Genomic DNA, 16,512 nt, shown 5'->3' on the forward strand with positions numbered 1-16,512 from the left:
GGTGGCGGCGCTCGAGGAACTGGGCCTGCTGCTCAATTACAACGCCTATGGCGACAGCCTGGCCGACCTGCATTTCGACCCCGTGGCGCTGGCTGCCGAGCTGTTGCCCTACAGTGATCCGCTGGAGTTCGCGCTGCACAGTCCCAGCTTCATCAGGCTGCGTGCCGGCTACGCAGAAGACATGGTCGCGGCTCAGAGGCAGCAACCCTGGCGCGAAGGTCCTGGGGCACTGCTTTACCGCTTGCCCGCCGAAGCCTGGTCGCGGCGGGTCAGCGGCGTACTGGCCAACCAGTTGGCCGTCGCAGAGCCGTCCAGAGTGATCGGGCTGCTCAGCCCCAAGGCTGGCGGCGGCTGGAGTTTCAGCTTGCGGGTTCCGGCCGGAGCCGGGATGTCGGCTGACGAATTCTGTCGCGGCTTCGCGACAGGCGGCGGACGCGCTCGCGCGGCCGGAATCAATCACCTCGACGACGACGGGCTGGATCATCTGGCCGACAGGCTGTTGTCGGGATACCCCAGGGCGGTTGCCCAACAGGAGACGCAACGATGAAGCGACTGGATGGAAAAGTGGCATTGATCACCGGCGGCGCACGAGGGCAGGGTGCGGCGGAAGCGCGTTTGTTTGTCGAGCAGGGCGCGCGCGTGGTGATCGCCGACCTGCTCGAAGAGGATGGCCAGCGGCTGGCCGACGAACTGGGCGAGGCGGCGTCGTTCCAGCGGCTGGACGTCACCTGCGCCGAACAGTGGGACTCAGCGGTGCGTGCGGCGCAGGAGCGTTTCGGCAGGCTGGATGTGCTGGTCAACAATGCCGGCATTCTGGTGCTGTCGCCGCTGGAGGAGTGCTCCCTCGACACTTATCGCAAGGTCATCGAAGTCAACCAGGTGGGTTGCTGGCTGGGCATGAAGTCGGTGCTTCCCGCGCTGAAGCGTGCCGGTGGCGGCTCGATCGTGAATGTATCTTCGACCGCCGGGATGGAGGGTGTTGCCGGTGGCACCGCTTATGTCGCCAGCAAGTTCGCTGTACGCGGCATGACCAAGGCCGCCGCGCTGGAGCTGGGTCGCCATGGCATCCGGGTCAACTCGGTGCACCCGGGCGGCATTGACACCGCCATGTCCCGGCCTCCGGAGCTGGCCGAATTCGACGCCTCGTCGATCTATCGCGGTCTGCCGATCCCGCGCATTGGCAGACCGGACGAGGTTGCCCGGTTGGTGCTGTTCCTCGCCTCCGACGAATCGAGCTACTGCAGCGGATCGGAGTTCATTGTGGACGGCGGCATGCTGGCGGGCTCCACCTTCGGCTGACGGGAATGTGAGGAGGCAAAACTGCGGTCTGAAGCCTCCTCCAATTCCGTGGCTGAGCACCAAGGCGTGGGATTTGGCACCGATAGCGAGGCTCCCGGGCTATGCCAGTGACGCCACGCTGTTGAGCAGGGTCTTGATCAGATGTGCCTGGCGCGTGACCCCCGTCTTGGCGAACACGCCACGCAGGTGCGCGCGCACGGTGTTGCGCGAGACGCTGAGGGCCTCGGCGGTTTCGTCGAGCGTCAGGCCGTCCATTATCAGCATCGCCACCTCGGTTTCCGTGCGGGTCAGCTGGAACAGGCTGCGCAACAGCTTGCGCGAAGCCTGCGGCGAATCGGCGGGGTCGCGGATGAATACCGCCACGGCCGGCCGCTGAGCGCCGCCTTGGCACTCGTGGTTGAGGGCGATGGGGCGCAGCAGGACGTTCAGCGGCAGGTTCCCGCTGGGCCGCGACAGAGTCAGGACCTCGATCTCATCGTCGAGGCCGTGCTGGTGGAGCTGCAACATCTTCTGGATGGTTTGCTGCAGGCTACGGCTTTCGTGATTGGCGAACGCGCAGAGTTTCTCCTGCCGGCATTCCAGGCCGTCACGCGCGTCGAACAGGCGTTGCGCCGCGGGGTTGCAGCGCATCATTCGTCCGGTTTCGTCGAGAATCGCCGTGCCCACCAGCAGCCGGTCGATGATCGTGGCGTAAAGCCGGCGCTCCGACTCGAGTTGGTCCACGGCGGAATGCAGGTCCACGGCCTGCTGCAGGTGCGGGAGCAGCAGGTGTATCAGCGCGATCAAGCTGTCATCGAAATCCTTCCCGGCATGGTTGCGGCAGGCGAAAAGCGCGCAGTGCATACCGGCGGTGGTGCGCATGTTGGACACCAGTACATAGCGCAGGTCGAGCGGTTGCAGGTAGTTGCGATAGAAGTCGTGCGCCAGCCAGTCGGTGGTGCCCATTACCTGGTCGGCGCTGGCGACCTGTTCGACCGGCCAGTTGAGGAACGGGCAGATCGAGTAGTACTGCTCGCTGTAGGAGGGTTCGCCCGGCAGCAGGGGACCATGCACCGAGGCGTTGACTATCAGCCCGGGCCGCTCATGGGCGGGGTTGCGCAGCACCAGGGTGAAGAAGCTGGCGGCGAAGCGCTGGCGCAGGGCTTCCAGCAGGCTGGCCCAGGGCGTGCTTTCCAGAGGGCCGCGATAGACCTGGTCGAGCAGTTCGCTCAACTCGGCGGCATTGATTCCGGCGCGGGCGCAAAGGTCTTGGCCGGGGGGCATGGAAGAGGTCATGCACAAGTCACTCTTTATTGTTGTTGCACGAAAGTAGAGGCAACAAAGGGGAGGCGAATCGTCCATTCGGCTTAGGTGAAGTCGGGGCTATGCCAAGATCAGGGGACTCACTCGCCTACAAGGTAATGCTTTGTTTTTAATGGATTTATTATGTGATTCGGTCAAGGTGACTCACTTGATGACATCGAGGAGGAGCACGAAAGGCTGTTCAAGCGACCGCAGACTGAAGAACTCTCGGTGTTCTACATAAAAACTCCCGTCGAGATGTGTACATGCACTTTTTTAAAGCGCCATGCATAGCAACGCGCACCAGACGGAAGCGGCACAAAGGACTTTCGCCTCCATTAGCTCAATCGTCCCGATTTGCACCCTTGGCAATTGGCTTTCTTGGGAAGTCTGCTTACCCCCACTGAAACTCGTCTGGATCGCAGTCGCGGTGACAGTCATCTCCAGCTCGGGAGCCTGGACTTGCACAGTGAATGAAGTCTCTCTGCTGTCGACTGGCACAAAGGCTGCAAGGCTCACATCAGATTCACCTGTAACGAACTCCTCAGGGCAGCCCCCTCGGTCAACGACGATCGATTGGCCGGACAGGACATGGGGGACATTGGTGCATCAGGCAGGGAAGTCTGGTTTTATCGCTGCAAAAGAACAGGCAAAGGCGCCTGGAACCGAAGGGTTTCAGGCGTTTTTTTTTTGCTTTTTTAACCGTAATGGGTTTCGGGGGCGTGTATGAAAACAGCCGCACAATTGCTGAAACTGAAGGTCAAGCAAAACCAGCAGGTGCATAGCATTGCACCTGATCAGATGGTGTTTGAAGCGCTGAAGATGATGGCTGAAAAGAATGTGGGGGCTCTACCCGTGATAGAAGAAGGGCGGGTGGTTGGCGTTATCAGCGAACGCGACTATGCGCGCAAGGTCGTTCTGCAGGGTCGTTCTTCGGTCGGTACGCCGGTCAGGGCCATCATGAGCGCGCCCGTCGTGACGGCAGACAGTCGGCAGAGCATCGAGCGTTGCATGGTGGTCATGACCGACAGTCATCTGCGCCACTTACCGGTGGTGGAAGGTGATCAACTGATCGGCCTCTTGTCGATTGGTGATCTGGTGAAAGAAGCCATCGTCGAGCAGGCCGACCTGATCCGGCAACTGGAACACTATATCCGTGGGCATTGAAGCGACCAGGGGTAGGGCGGATGCAGGGTTCACAGGCACATCAAGTTTTCCAATGTGCTGCCCGATACCGTGCACCCTGTTAACGCCATGCAAAGCAGCGCCGTTTGATCGTCCCTTGGCAATACGAACGATCTGTTCTGCCTGTCGGCCGCCCCACGCCGCAGTCAGAAATACTTGAGCCAGCCGATATCGCGACGACGGGCCTTCAGTGCGGCGAACCAGCGCACGGGTAGATACAGCGATGTGGCCAGGATCAACGCCGTCAGCCACACGGCCCAAATGCCGTCGAAACCGAAATGGTTACCCTGGTTCAAACCGAACAGTGCAACGCCGATCAGATACAGTACTTTCAGCACGTAAAGGTGAAGCAGATAGAAGAACATTGGTGCCGCTCCAAATACCGCCAGGGTGCTGATCCCCTTGCGTTGCGGAGCGCGCTCAAAGCCGAGAAGCAGTAGCAGCCCCACCCCCAGAGTCAGGGCAAGGAACAGCAGGGAGGGCGGATATTTTGTGATGTTGAAAAAACTCATCAAGCTTTGAATGGTGCTTTCGTAGGCCACCCAATGGGCTTCGCCATAACCATTGGCCAGGCGCAATGCCAGGAAGCCTGCCAATGCTGCAATGCCTGCCAGTAACAGGTTGCGTTGACGCGCGGTGACGCAGGCCGAGCGAGCAAACCAGGGGCCGATGCAGTAACCCAGGGCGATCACCCCGATCCAGGGCAGAACCGGGTAGGAGGTTCGCAACCTGAGCCCTTCGGATACGTCGATCCAGCCGCGATCATGGAGAACCGCCCAAGGCACGTGCATCGTTGTACCGACCGGGAAGTGCAGACCATCGAGCAGGTTGTGCCCGGCGACGATGAGCACGCCCAGGGCGAACAGGATTGGCCTTGGCAACCAGACCAGTATGGCAAGGGCAATCATGCTGACGCCGATGGCCCAGATCACCTGCATGTAAATCACAGTGGGCGGGAACTGGAATGTCCAGGCGAAATTCACCAAGGTGAACTCCAGCAGTACCAGGAACAGGCCGCGCTTGAACAGGAAGGCGGAAATGCCGCTCTTGCCCTGGTGTTTTTCGCCGTACAGGTAAGCAGACAGTCCAGTGAGAAGGACGAACACGGGGGCACACAGATGAGCGAGTGTCCGGCTGAAAAACAATGCCGGTTCGGTTGTCTCGATCCCCATCGGGTCAGCTACCTGGCGATGCAGGAAGAACGTCTCTCGCACGTGGTCCAGGAGCATGAATATGATCACGAGTCCCCTGAGGGCATCGATGGACAACAGACGTTGGTTCAGGCGCGTAGCGGGCGGAATGTGAACAGATATCGTCATCGGAAATCGCAGGCTGGGAGTGAATTGCTCTGCCAGACAACGCTGACAGCTATATATTGTAATCATATAACGTAACTACATGGTCTGTCCCGTTGCCTTTCGAATGTCGTTCCTTCGGGCCAATGAGGCCCGGCTGAACCTTGTGTTCTGATGCAGCAAGCCGGTCAAAAAACTACCTGTTTGAAAAGCCCCGGGTATTCAAGCGCGGGCGTGCATTGTGGCTGCTGTGTTGCAAGTGAAGAGGCACTGACTCCGTTCGTCCCGGGTCGTCGTGCCCATTGAATGCCTCCAGGCCCCGGGCGCAGGGAGGCGATGGCCTTATTCTTGAGCGTTCGGCTTCGCGCTTCAGCTTCATCGATCTGCATCCATGTGCTGACGAAGAACAGCGGGAAAAACCAGCGCCAACCCCTGCGAATCCAGGGTTTTCAACAAGTTCGTGGTTCGGTTGTCTCCCATAGGGAGGCAGCATCTTTTCGTTCAGCGTGACGAAGGCGATGTTAAATTATGTGAATTGGAAAAAATACTTCACATAATCCGTTCATTGGTGGATTATCTCCCCAGCCGGTATGACAACCTGATAACACGACAACAACAGGACTGCCTTGATGCTCGATGAGATTGCGACTCACGTCCTGTACGACAGCGCCACAGGTGCTGATCCTGTCTGCCGACGCCCTATCTACAACGCGGCCAACGTCTGCGCCTTGCAGGTATTGAAGCAGTCGCTGCTTTTCCTCTGGAGTACCCCATGAATAACAAGAATGTCGGTGTAGTCGGTCTGGGCGCGATGGGGCTGGGCATTGCCCGCTCGTTGTTGCGCAACGGTTTCAATGTGCATGCCTGTGATGTACGCACTGCCGTAACAGAGCAGTTCGCCGGGGAGGGCGGTGTGGCTTGCCTGTCACCGTCGCACATGGCCGCCGAGTGTGACGTGATCATTACCGTGGTGGTCAATGCCGAGCAGACCGAGACCGTTTTGTTTGGTGAGGGCGGGGCCGTGGCCTGCCTGCGGCCGGGCAGCCTGGTGATCGGCTGCGCCACAGTCGCTCCGACCTACGCCGTGGACCTGGGCCAGCGCCTGGCCGCGCTGGGTTTGCTCTATCTGGATGCACCGATTTCCGGTGGCGCCGCCAAGGCTGCCGCTGGCGAGATGACCATGATGACCTCGGGCCCGGCCGACGCCTATGCCAAGGCCGAGTCGATCCTGGCGGGTATGGCCGGCAAGGTGTATCGCCTGGGCGACGTCCATGGCCTGGGTTCGAAGGTCAAGATCATCAACCAGCTTCTGGCCGGGGTGCATATTGCCGCGTCTGCCGAAGCCATGGCGCTGGGCCTGCGTGAAGGGGTCGATGCCGATGCGCTGTACGAGGTGATCACCCACAGCGCCGGTAACTCCTGGATGTTCGAAAACCGCGTGCCGCACATTCTCAAGGCTGACTACACGCCGTTGTCCGCAGTGGATATTTTCGTCAAGGACCTGGGGCTGGTGCTGGATACCGCCCGCGCCAGCAAATTCCCGCTGCCGCTGTCGGCCACCGCTCACCAGATGTTCATGCAGGCGTCCAGTGCCGGCTTTGGCCGTGAGGACGATTCGGCGGTGATCAAGATTTTCCCGGGCATCGAATTGCCGACTGCCAAGCCCCAGTCCGTTTGAAGCCTGAGCCCGTTTGAGGAACACCCCATGACTACATCCACTGCACGCCCGCTGCTGGGCTGCATCGCCGACGACTTCACCGGTGCCACGGACCTGGCCAACATGCTGGTGCGCGGCGGTATGCGCACCGTGCAAAGCATCGGTATCCCGAGCGCGGAAATTGCCGCCGGGCTTGATGCCGATGCCATCGTCATTGCCCTGAAATCGCGTACCACGCCGGTCGCCGAAGCGGTCGAGCAGTCTCTCGCCGCACTGGCCTGGCTGCGCGAGCAAGGCTGCGAGCAGATCTTTTTCAAATATTGCTCGACGTTCGACTCCACCGCGGCCGGCAATATCGGCCAGGTCAGCGAAGCGCTGCTGGCCGCACTGGGTAGCGACTTTACCCTGGCCTGCCCGGCGTTCCCGGAAAATGGCCGGACGATCTTTCGCGGCCACTTGTTTGTGCAGGATCAGTTGCTCAGCGAGTCGGGCATGCAACATCATCCACTGACGCCGATGAGCGATGCCAATCTGGTTCGGGTCCTGCAATCGCAGACCCGTCTGAACGTCGGTCTGTTGCGCTACGACACCATTGCCCGTGGCGCTGAGCAGGTGAGGGCACGCATCGCAGAGCTAAGGGCGCAGGGTGTCGGCATGGTCATCGCTGATGCGTTGTCGGACAGCGATCTGTACGCCCTCGGTACCGCCTGCGCCGATTTGCCGTTGTTGACGGGCGGTTCGGGGCTGGCCTTGGGCTTGCCGGAAAACTTCCGTCGGGCCGGCAAGCTGCGCGACCTCGATGCCGCGAAACTCCCGGCGGTGTCAGGCCTGGAAGTGGTGTTGGCCGGCAGTGCTTCGATCGCTACCAATGGACAGGTAGCGGCCTGGCTCGAAGCGGGTCGACCGGCCTTGCGCATTGATCCGTTGGCCTTGGCTGCTGGTGAGCCGGTGGTGGCGCAAGCATTGGCTTTTGCTCGCGATAATGAACAAACCGTATTGATCTACGCTACCTGCTCGCCCGAAGAGGTCAAGTTGGTGCAACAGCAACTGGGCGTCGAGCAAGCCGGAAGCCTGGTGGAAAACGCCTTTGGCGAAATTGCCCGGGGTCTGCGCCAGAGCGGCGTGCGCCGCTTCGTGATCGCCGGCGGAGAAACCTCGGGCGCTGTGGTTCAGGCACTGGGTGTACAGCTGTTGCAGATCGGCGCACAAATCGATCCGGGTGTGCCGGCGACCGTCAGCAACACTGACGAGCCCCTGGCGCTGGCACTCAAGTCGGGTAACTTCGGTGGTCGGGACTTCTTCAGCAAAGCCTTGAGCCAGCTTGCCCCGACCGGGGGTGCGCAATGAGCCGCGCAGTGAGTGACGAAAACGCCCGGCGCGAAGAAATCTGTGAAGTGGGCCGCAGTCTTTACCAGCGCGGTTACACCGTCGGCAGCGCCGGCAATATCAGCGCGCGCCTGGACGACGGCTGGTTGATCACCCCGACTGACGTCTGCCTCGGACGCCTCGATCCGGCGACCATCGCCAAGGTCAATCTGGCGGGTGAATGGGTGTCCGGTGACAAACCGTCAAAAACCCTGGCGCTGCATCGCCAGGTCTACGACCGCAACCCGGGCGTCGGTGGCGTGGTGCATACCCACTCCACCCATCTGGTGGCGTTGACCCTGGCCGGTGTCTGGCAGGCGGGCGACATTCTGCCGCCGTTGACGCCGTATCAGGTCATGAAAGTCGGGCATATCCCGTTGATTGGCTATCAGCGGCCGGGTTCGCCAAAAGTTGCCGAACAGGTCGCCCAACTGGCCAACAGCGTTCGCGGCGTGATGCTTGAACGCCTCGGCCCGGTGGTCTGGGAGAGTTCGGTGTCCAGGGCCAGCTATGCCCTGGAAGAACTCGAGGAAACCGCGCGACTCTGGCTGATGAGCAATCCCAAGCCAGAGCCGCTCGACCGGGCAGCACTGGACGAGCTGCGAGAAACCTTTGGTGCGCACTGGTAAAGCGTTGGCTTAACACGACAGATCGATACCGCAAGCCTTGCCTGGGAGACGCTCAGCGACTCTCGACGGACTCGGCTTGCCAAAAAATACAATAACAAGAGGAAAACCAGGCATGACTCATCTTCATTGCGGCATGTTCAGATCCAGTGGCGGCACCGTTTCGTTCTCACGGCGTGGAGGGTTTCTGAAATGAGCCCTTTACTCTTGATGATGACCGCCGGGGTCGGCATCGCGCTGTTGTTGTTCCTGGTGCTCAAGTACAAGTTCCAGCCCTTCGTGGCCTTGATGCTGGTGAGCATTCTGGTGGCGTTGGTGGCCGGGGTGAAGCCGGCCGATCTGGTCGCCACCATCGAAGGCGGCATGGGTAAGACCCTGGGTCATATTGCGATCATCATTGCCCTGGGCGCGATGATCGGACGGATCATCGAGCTTTCCGGTGGTGCCGAGGCGCTGGCCAAGACGCTGATTACCCGTTTCGGTAATCGGCGTACGCCATTGGCCTTGACGATTGCCGGCTTCATGGTCGGGGTGCCGGTGTTCTTCGAGGTCGGTGTGATCATCCTGATGCCGCTGGCCTACGGTATTGCCCGCAGTGCGCGTAAGCCGTTGCTGGTGTTTGCGCTGCCGATGTGCGCGGCCTTGTTGACCGTCCACGCCTTCCTGCCGCCACACCCGGGCGCAGTGGCCGCTGCCAGTCAATTGGGCGCGGACCTTGGCCGCGTACTGATGTTCGGACTGCCGATCACCGCACTGCTTTGCTATGTCGGCTACCGCGTGGCCGGACGCATGACCCGTCGGGTGTTCCCGATGACCGATGATATTCGCGCCGAGGTCTATGGCCCGCATGTCACCAACGAGGACCTGGCCGCCTGGTCCAATGGCAACGACAAGAGCCCTGAGCGAGCGGCTGTGGCCGTGTCGCACATGGGCCTGGAAGAGTCCACCAGCAGCATTGTTTCCAAGTTGCCAGCGGCACCGGCGCCGGGTTTTGGCCTGATCGTCAGTCTGATCCTGCTGCCCATCATCCTGATTCTGCTCGGGACTCTGTCTACCTCGTTGCTGCCTGCGGAATCGACCCTGCGCGGCGTCATGACGGTGCTGGGTGCACCGCTGGTGGCGCTGCTGATCGACACCTTGCTGTGTGCCTGGCTGCTCGGTTCGCGTCGGGGCTGGAGCCGCAATCAGGTGTCCGATGTGATCGGTTCGGCCTTGCCCGGTGTGGCCATGGTGATCCTGATTGCCGGTGCTGGCGGCGTGTTCGGCAAAGTGCTGGTGGACACCGGAATCGGTGCCGTGGTCTCCGATATGCTGCGCACCACCGGTCTGCCAGTACTGGCGCTGGGCTTTCTGCTGACCATGCTGTTACGCGCGGTGCAAGGCTCGACCACCGTGGCGCTGGTGACCACTGCCGGCATCATCAGCCCGCTGATTGCAACGCTCAACCTCACTCCGAACCACATGGCCTTGCTGTGTCTGGCCATGGGCGGCGGGGGCCTGGCCATGTCCCACATCAATGATGCCGGTTACTGGATCTTCACCAAGCTGTCCGGACTGAACGTGGCCGACGGCTTGCGCACCTGGACGGTGCTGACCACTTTGCTCGGCACCTTGGGTTTCTGTATTACCCTGTTGATCTGGCCCTTTGTCTGACCCGTTATCTCAGGAGCTACCATGCCTCGTTTTGCTGCCAACCTCAGCATGCTTTACCCGGAACATGAGTTTCTGGATCGTTTCGCCGCCGCGGCGGCCGATGGTTTCGAAGCGGTGGAGTATCTGTTCCCCTACGACTACAGCGCAGAAGAACTCAAGCAACGCTTGAGCGACAATGGCCTGGTGCAGGCATTGTTCAATGCGCCGCCCGGTGATTGGGCGGCGGGCGAGCGGGGCACGGTGTCGTTGCCGGGGCGAGAGAGTGAATTTCGCAGCGGTTTTGATCGCGCCCTGGAATACGCCGGCGTGCTGGGCAATTCACGCATCCATGTCATGGCCGGCCTGCTGCCCTCCGAGAATGACCGGGCACGGCATCACGGCGTTTACCTGGAAAACCTCGCCTATGCCACCGCTCAGGCAGCCAAGGCAGGCGTCACGGTATTGCTTGAGCCGATCAATACGCGGGACATGCCGGGCTTTTTCCTCAATCGGCAGGATCAGGCCCAGGCCATCTGCAAGGAAGTGGGCGCCAGTAACCTGAAGGTTCAGTTCGACTGCTACCACTGCCAGATCGTCGAGGGCGACCTGGCCACTAAACTGCGTCGGGACTTCGACGGTATCGGTCACATCCAGATCGCGGGCGTGCCTGACCGGCACGAGCCGGACCTGGGAGAAGTCAACTATCCCTATCTGTTCGAGTTGATCGACCAGTTGGGTTATGACGGGTGGGTAGGGTGCGAATACCGGCCTCGAGGCAACACGTCTGCCGGCTTGCAATGGTTGCGGGACTGGAAGGCGCGTCAAGCGTAATACAAAGCTGGACCATGGGCTCCGCTGGACGCAGGAGCCCGTCGTTTCAGGCCACGGTATTGCCCGATGGAAGTAACAGTTCGACGCCCTGCTTGCGGATGCCATCGGCCGCGGCAGGGGTCAACGCGTCATCGCTGAGGATAATGTCGAACTGCTCGAGACCGGCGATCCTGTACATGCTGAAGGTCCCGTATTTCGAACTGCTGGCCACCAGCACCACTTGCGAGGCCGATTGCATTGCCGCTTGCTTGACCTCCACCTTCAACGCCGAAGGCGTGGTCAGTCCGCGACGCAAATCCCATGAGCTGGTCGATATGAACGCGATATCGGTGACGACCTGACGCAAGGTGGCAACCGCCAGGCTGCCCACGCACGATTGATTGGAGTGATCCAGTTGCCCGCCGGTATGGATCACCGTGACATGAGGCGCATCGATCAGGGCCTGGACAATCCCGAAATCGTTGGTCACCACGGTCATGCCGGACAGCGCCTTGATGTAGGGAACAATTTCCAGGGTGCTGGTTCCCGCATCCAGGTAAATCGCCATATCGGCATGCAGTAGCCGGGCGGCGAGTTTGGCCATGGCCTGTTTCTGCGGCAACTCCACCACCGCCTTGAACTGATGGCTGGGCTCGCTGTGCAGCTGACTGGCGATTCGCACCCCACCCGTTACCGAGTAGGCACGACCTTCCTGCTCCAGCAACGCGATGTCGCGGCGTATGGTCATGTGCGAACAGTCGAACATTTCCATCAATTGATGAACGCTCAGCACTTGATGCTTGCGCAACTGTCGCAGCATCAATTCACGGCGTTGTTCAGGGATCATCGGTGCGCCGCTTTCGGCGGCCATGTCCTTTTGACTAGGCATTCAGGCTCCAGTAATGAAGAAATCCGCGGACAAGGAAGGCAGGCAAACATAGTAGCGAATCTGCAACTGGATCAGTAGCGAGATGAGGCGCCGAGCCCATTTCCCCCTGCGTAAATCAACTGTTTCTACCTGTTCGTAGCCAGAGCTATTTACTCCCAAGCCCGGCGACATCATGCCTTGCGAGAGTCGATCCAGCAGTTATCGATATTGCCATGAACAATCCGGCAACCTTTGTGGCTGCTTGTGCATCGCCTGAAGGTCGCTGACGTCAGGGCAGTCTGAGCCCGTAACCCGGATATAGCCTGAAGCTAGCCTGTTATTCCATAAAACAAGTACAAACGCATTTTATAGTGCGTTTTAATCTAATCAGGTTTTTTCAACTGACAGGAGCTTCGTACTTGAAAACCACGGCATTGTTGTCCTTGGGCCTGGCGTTAGCCGCCAGTTGCTCTGCGGCTTTTGCAGGCCCGATCCTGGATCGTGTGACGAAAAAAGGCGAGTTGACCGGCGTCCTGATGGAAAGTTATCCGCCGTTTTCCTTTCTCAATGAGCAGAACCAGCTGGACGGGTTTGACGTGGATGTCGCCAAGGCGGTTGCCCAGCGCCTTGGCGTCAAGCTCAAACTGGAGACCCCGTCCTGGGACGTGATCGCTGCTGGCCACTGGAGCGGGCGTTATGACATCTGCGTCTGCTCGATGACCCCGAGTAAAGCCCGCGCCGAAGTGTTCGATTTCCCGGTCGAGTATTACCAGTCACCCGCAGTGATCGTAGTGAATGCCAAGGATAAGGACATCACTGCGGGCAAAGACTTGTCCGGCAAAAAAGTCGGTGTGATCAGCGCGTCGACTTACGAAGCCTACTTGAACAAGGATCTGGTGATCGAAGGTGCCGAGGACAAACCTTTGAGCTATCCATTCGATAATGTTCAGGTCGCGCCCTACGACAACGAGACAGTGGCGTTCCAGGATCTGGCACTGGGCACGGGCGTGCGTCTGGATGCCATGGTCACCAACCTGATCACCGCGCGCGAGCGTATTACCCAGGATCCTCGCTTCAAGATTGCCGGCGATACGCTCTACGCCGAACCGAACGTCGTGGCGATCGAGAAGGGTGATCCGCAATGGAGTGCCAAAGTCACCGAGGTCATCACCCAACTCAAGGCTGACGGTACGCTGAGCAAGATTTCGCAGAAGTGGATCGGTGCCGATATCAGCCAATGTCAGCCCTCAATCCACATCCGGCCAAGGCGACTGTCGCACCCGAAGCCGAGCCACGCCCCTTGAGCCAGCTCTTTGGCTTTCGCACTCGCCTGTACTTGACGTGGGCGGCGCTGTTCGGCTTGTGCGTCATGTTTTTCATGAGCTTCGATCTGAAGTTCTCGATCATTCTGGAAAAGTGGCCGAATCTGGTCGGCCTGCATCTGGGGCCCAACGGTTTCCTGCAGGGTGCCGCACTGACGTTGTTTCTGTGCTTCTGCTCGATCTGGCTGTCCCTGCTCCTGGGGTTCGTGACGGCGCTGGCGCGTCTGTCACGCAGTGCCGTGGCGTTCGGTATCGCGAGCTTCTACGCATCTTTTTTTCGCGGTACTCCGCTGCTGATTCAGATCCTCCTGATCTATCTGGGTTTACCGCAGCTGGGCGTTGTTCCCGGCGCCATCAGTGCCGGCATCATTGCGCTCTCGCTCAACTATGGGGCCTACCTCAGCGAGATCTTTCGCGCCGGCATCCTGGCCGTAGCACCCGGGCAGCGCGAAGCGGCGATGGCCCTGGGACTCAGGCCAACGGCGACGTTTGTGCAGATCGTCCTGCCGCAAGCCATGCGCACGATCATTCCTCCGACGACCAGCCAGTTCATTTCAATGCTCAAGGACTCCTCGCTGATCTCGGTGATGGGCGTCTGGGAGGTGATGTTCCTGGCGCAGTCCTATGGGCGGTCTTCCTATCGCTACATCGAAATGCTCACCACCGCGGCCGTCATCTATTGGCTGCTGTCCATCGGGCTCGAGTTGATACAGCACCGCCTCGAACGCCACTACGGCAAAGGCTTCAAGAATCAGCGGTGATCCGCCCGGTTTAATCATTTTTTTCAGGAACCACTATGTCCGATCCCAAACCTCTGTTGTTTGCACTCTACGAACAGGCCAGTGTCGGTTGCGGCGGTGCGCCAAGCCTGTGGACACACCCGGCCGACGAGCGACTGACCATCAACTCTCTTGGCTACTGGTCGAACCTGGCACGCATTGCCGACCAGGCTCACCTCGACATGCTGTTTTTTGGTGATGTGCTGGGTTTCTACGATGTATTTGGCGGCAATGCCGATGCGGCCATGAAATGGGCGGTAGAAGCACCGGCGAACGATCCCTTGATGATCCTCCCGGCTTTGGCTGCCGTGACGCAAAACCTGGCCTTTGGCGTCACCGTCACCACCAGCTACGAACATCCGTTTACCCATGCCCGGCGCTTCAGCACGCTGGATCACCTCACCAATGGCCGGGTCGGCTGGAACATCGTCACGTCTTACCTGTCCAGTGCCGCCCGCAACTTCGGTCTGGAGCAGATGATCAGGCACGATGACCGCTATGAGCGCGCCGAAGAGTTTCTCGATGTGGTCTACAAGCTCTGGGAAGGCAGTTGGGCCGACGACGCCGTGGTTGCGGACAGATCGCGACAACTCTACGCCCGGGGTGATCGAGTGCGGCCGATCAACCACGTCGGTGAGCATTACCGGGTGGCCGGGCCGCACTTGACCTCGCCATCGCCACAGCGCACACCGTTGTTGATTCAGGCCGGCTGGTCAGGGCGCGGACGTGAGTTTGCGGCCAAGCACGCCGAGCTGATCTTCATTGCCAAGTCCAACCCGCAGGAAATTCGTCAGGGGCTGGAAGAAATATGGGCCAAGGCTCAGGCACGTGGCCGTCAGCGTGACGATGTGAAGTCCCTGACGGTGCTGCGTATCGTCACGGCCAAGACCGAGATCGAAGCCCAGCGCAAATATGACGAGCTGCAAAGCAACTATCACTTGCAGGCCCAACTGGTCAGTTACGCGGGTGACACCGGCATCGATATCAGCCGCTATGCCGACAGTGATGCGCTTTCCACCCACACCGAAGGCATGACCTCCTACGTGATGCGTCCCGATGGCACTGGCAAACCCTTGACCGCTGGCGACGTCAAGCAACGGTTTGCCAACGTCACCCGAGGCAGCGATCTGATCCTGGTGGGCACCCCTCGACAGGTGGCCGAGCGCATTGAGGAGCATGCGCGAATCTCCGGCACCAGTGGCTACATGCTCAATCCGCTGATCAGCCCCGGAAGCCTTGAGGACTTCGTCGAACTGATCATCCCCGAACTGCAGAAACGTGGGCTGTACCGTACTCAACCGCAAAGCGGTACCTTCCGTTCGCGGTTACGGGCCGATGGTTCAAGTCTGTTGCCGGCGTCGGCCTATGGGGCCTCGTTCCGTTTCGACAAGGCTTTTTAGAGGGGATGGGGCGATTCGCCCCATACACCGCGTGCACCTTCGGCATTCAATGCCCGCGGTTGCTGCGAATCAACTCATAAGCCCGACGCACCAGAGGATTAAGCGTATTGGGTCGAATCCACAGGTGATAGGTGACGTCCGGCAGACGGGGCAAGCCATCGCTTTCACCCAGCACCCGCATATCCGGGCCCAACATTTCCATGCTTCTGGCAGTGACGCCAAGGCCTGCACGCGTCGCCGCCTTGATGCCAATCAGGTTCGACGCCAGATAAGCCTGGCGCCAGGGAATGTTGGCGCGCTCGAGGGCCTCAAGGGCATATCGTCGATAGATGCTGGGCTCATCGACCAGGATCAACGGCAAAGGCTCGCCGGGGTTATGAAGAAACTGCGCAGAGCAAATCCACCATACCGGCGAGGTGCGCAAGGCAAAACCTTCCAGGCTGGGGTCTTCGCGAGTGGAAATCACCATGTCGACCTTGCCGCGATGCAGGTCGTCCATGAGAAACGGGCTGCGGCCGACGTCGATTTCCAGGCGCAAGCGCGGAGCCGAGCGCGCGATATGACTGAGAATCGGTGGCAGGATGGTGTCGGCGATGTCATGGGGTGAGCCGATTCGCAGCACGCCGCTCAAGCTGCTTTCGCGCAAGGAATTCAGCGCGTCATCGTTGAGCGAAAGCATTTGTCGGGCATGGCGCAGTAACTGCTGCCCGGCTTCCGTGAGCTGCTTTTGCCGCCCGCGTTTTTCGAACAGGCTGACCCCGACCTGTTGCTCCAGGCGTTGCATGTGCTGAGTGACCGACGATTGTGTGCGGGCCAGTTGCACGCCGGCCTCGGCAAAGCTGTGGTGATCGACCACGGCAATGAAGGTGCGCAGTAATTCGAGATCGAGGGTCGACATGGCGGCTGCTTTTTACATCAAGGGTGCGAACATAAACATTACATTTTTTTATGTATTTGGAGAAATTGATTTTTCTGGAATCTCGCAGATGCCAA

14 protein-coding genes and 1 pseudogene are annotated in these 16,512 nt (G+C 59.9%); 11 read left to right on the plus strand and 4 right to left on the minus strand.

Going from position 1 to position 16,512, the window contains the following annotated elements; translation table 11 throughout:
• Positions 1–547: DHH family phosphoesterase (locus tag ACCD00_RS21535; protein ID WP_413427437.1), on the plus strand; the 547-nt coding region annotated here is incomplete at its 5' end.
• The gene (locus ACCD00_RS21540) at positions 544–1,299 is read left to right on the plus strand and encodes a glucose 1-dehydrogenase (protein ID WP_413427438.1); all 756 of its coding nucleotides are present in this window, start codon (positions 544–546) and stop codon (positions 1,297–1,299) included. The genes ACCD00_RS21535 and ACCD00_RS21540, both read left to right, overlap by 4 nt.
• A gap of 99 nt (positions 1,300–1,398) precedes the next feature.
• On the opposite strand, the gene ACCD00_RS21545 is transcribed toward ACCD00_RS21540, so the two are convergent.
• Positions 1,399–2,574: a LuxR C-terminal-related transcriptional regulator gene (locus ACCD00_RS21545; protein WP_413427439.1), complete on the minus strand. Its 1,176-nt coding sequence runs from the start codon at positions 2,572–2,574 to the stop codon at positions 1,399–1,401.
• A gap of 732 nt (positions 2,575–3,306) precedes the next feature.
• Between ACCD00_RS21545 and ACCD00_RS21550 the strand changes: the two genes are divergently transcribed.
• Positions 3,307–3,747: a CBS domain-containing protein gene (locus ACCD00_RS21550; protein WP_413427440.1), complete on the plus strand. Its 441-nt coding sequence runs from the start codon at positions 3,307–3,309 to the stop codon at positions 3,745–3,747.
• A gap of 164 nt (positions 3,748–3,911) precedes the next feature.
• On the opposite strand, the gene ACCD00_RS21555 is transcribed toward ACCD00_RS21550, so the two are convergent.
• A complete protein-coding gene (locus ACCD00_RS21555; protein ID WP_413427441.1) occupies positions 3,912–5,084 on the minus strand; it encodes a DUF1624 domain-containing protein in 1,173 nt (390 codons plus the stop codon).
• A gap of 748 nt (positions 5,085–5,832) precedes the next feature.
• On the opposite strand from ACCD00_RS21555, the gene ltnD reads away from it, so the two are divergent.
• From ltnD to otnI, 5 genes are all read left to right on the plus strand, one after another.
• On the plus strand, positions 5,833–6,738 hold the full coding sequence (ltnD, locus tag ACCD00_RS21560) for an L-threonate dehydrogenase (RefSeq protein ID WP_413427442.1): 906 nt from the start codon (positions 5,833–5,835) through the stop codon (positions 6,736–6,738).
• Between the two features lie 27 nt (positions 6,739–6,765).
• Complete coding sequence (gene otnK / locus ACCD00_RS21565; RefSeq protein ID WP_413427443.1) at positions 6,766–8,064, plus strand: 3-oxo-tetronate kinase; 1,299 nt, start codon at positions 6,766–6,768, stop codon at positions 8,062–8,064.
• Positions 8,065–8,072: 8 nt separating this feature from the next.
• Entirely contained in the window at positions 8,073–8,711 is a 639-nt protein-coding gene (locus ACCD00_RS21570) for an aldolase (protein ID WP_413427463.1), read from the plus strand.
• Between the two features lie 189 nt (positions 8,712–8,900).
• Positions 8,901–10,361 carry an SLC13 family permease gene (locus ACCD00_RS21575; RefSeq protein WP_413427444.1) on the plus strand — a complete coding sequence of 487 codons (1,461 nt, stop codon included), beginning with the start codon at positions 8,901–8,903 and terminating at the stop codon, positions 10,359–10,361.
• A gap of 21 nt (positions 10,362–10,382) precedes the next feature.
• A complete protein-coding gene (gene otnI, locus ACCD00_RS21580; RefSeq protein WP_413427445.1) occupies positions 10,383–11,171 on the plus strand; it encodes a 2-oxo-tetronate isomerase in 789 nt (262 codons plus the stop codon).
• A gap of 46 nt (positions 11,172–11,217) precedes the next feature.
• On the opposite strand, the gene ACCD00_RS21585 is transcribed toward otnI, so the two are convergent.
• Positions 11,218–12,039, minus strand: a complete 822-nt coding sequence (locus ACCD00_RS21585) for a DeoR/GlpR family DNA-binding transcription regulator (RefSeq protein ID WP_413427446.1) — start codon at positions 12,037–12,039, stop codon at positions 11,218–11,220.
• A gap of 398 nt (positions 12,040–12,437) precedes the next feature.
• Between ACCD00_RS21585 and ACCD00_RS21590 the strand changes: the two are divergent.
• The 3 genes and pseudogenes from ACCD00_RS21590 to ACCD00_RS21600 all read left to right on the plus strand — a co-directional run.
• A pseudogene (locus ACCD00_RS21590) lies at positions 12,438–13,256 on the plus strand (ABC transporter substrate-binding protein); the annotation flags it as partial.
• Positions 13,256–14,101, plus strand: coding sequence for an amino acid ABC transporter permease (locus ACCD00_RS21595; protein ID WP_413427447.1), 846 nt, complete (start codon positions 13,256–13,258; stop codon positions 14,099–14,101). The pseudogene ACCD00_RS21590 and the gene ACCD00_RS21595, both read left to right, overlap by 1 nt.
• 35 nt (positions 14,102–14,136) lie before the next feature.
• The gene (locus ACCD00_RS21600) at positions 14,137–15,519 is read left to right on the plus strand and encodes an LLM class flavin-dependent oxidoreductase (protein WP_413427448.1); all 1,383 of its coding nucleotides are present in this window, start codon (positions 14,137–14,139) and stop codon (positions 15,517–15,519) included.
• Positions 15,520–15,565: 46 nt separating this feature from the next.
• On the opposite strand, the gene ACCD00_RS21605 is transcribed toward ACCD00_RS21600, so the two are convergent.
• Entirely contained in the window at positions 15,566–16,417 is an 852-nt protein-coding gene (locus ACCD00_RS21605; RefSeq protein WP_413427449.1) for a LysR substrate-binding domain-containing protein, read from the minus strand.
• Between the last annotated feature and the right edge of the window lie 95 nt (positions 16,418–16,512).

This window comes from Pseudomonas sp. Pseusp3 (genome assembly GCF_047304225.1).
Classification (GTDB): domain Bacteria; phylum Pseudomonadota; class Gammaproteobacteria; order Pseudomonadales; family Pseudomonadaceae; genus Aquipseudomonas; species Aquipseudomonas fluorescens_CD.

Excerpts from the sequence above, each read along its gene's own strand:
- ACCD00_RS21540 (WP_413427438.1), top strand. The coding sequence starts at position 544 with ATGAAGCGACTGGATGGAAAAGTGGCATTGATCACCGGCGGCGCACGA.
- ACCD00_RS21545 (WP_413427439.1), bottom strand. The coding sequence starts at position 2,574 with ATGACCTCTTCCATGCCCCCCGGCCAAGACCTTTGCGCCCGCGCCGGA.
- ACCD00_RS21550 (WP_413427440.1), top strand. The coding sequence starts at position 3,307 with ATGAAAACAGCCGCACAATTGCTGAAACTGAAGGTCAAGCAAAACCAG.
- ACCD00_RS21555 (WP_413427441.1), bottom strand. The coding sequence starts at position 5,084 with ATGACGATATCTGTTCACATTCCGCCCGCTACGCGCCTGAACCAACGT.
- ltnD (WP_413427442.1), top strand. The coding sequence starts at position 5,833 with ATGAATAACAAGAATGTCGGTGTAGTCGGTCTGGGCGCGATGGGGCTG.
- otnK (WP_413427443.1), top strand. The coding sequence starts at position 6,766 with ATGACTACATCCACTGCACGCCCGCTGCTGGGCTGCATCGCCGACGAC.
- ACCD00_RS21575 (WP_413427444.1), top strand. The coding sequence starts at position 8,901 with ATGAGCCCTTTACTCTTGATGATGACCGCCGGGGTCGGCATCGCGCTG.
- otnI (WP_413427445.1), top strand. The coding sequence starts at position 10,383 with ATGCCTCGTTTTGCTGCCAACCTCAGCATGCTTTACCCGGAACATGAG.
- ACCD00_RS21585 (WP_413427446.1), bottom strand. The coding sequence starts at position 12,039 with ATGCCTAGTCAAAAGGACATGGCCGCCGAAAGCGGCGCACCGATGATC.
- ACCD00_RS21595 (WP_413427447.1), top strand. The coding sequence starts at position 13,256 with ATGTCAGCCCTCAATCCACATCCGGCCAAGGCGACTGTCGCACCCGAA.
- ACCD00_RS21600 (WP_413427448.1), top strand. The coding sequence starts at position 14,137 with ATGTCCGATCCCAAACCTCTGTTGTTTGCACTCTACGAACAGGCCAGT.
- ACCD00_RS21605 (WP_413427449.1), bottom strand. The coding sequence starts at position 16,417 with ATGTCGACCCTCGATCTCGAATTACTGCGCACCTTCATTGCCGTGGTC.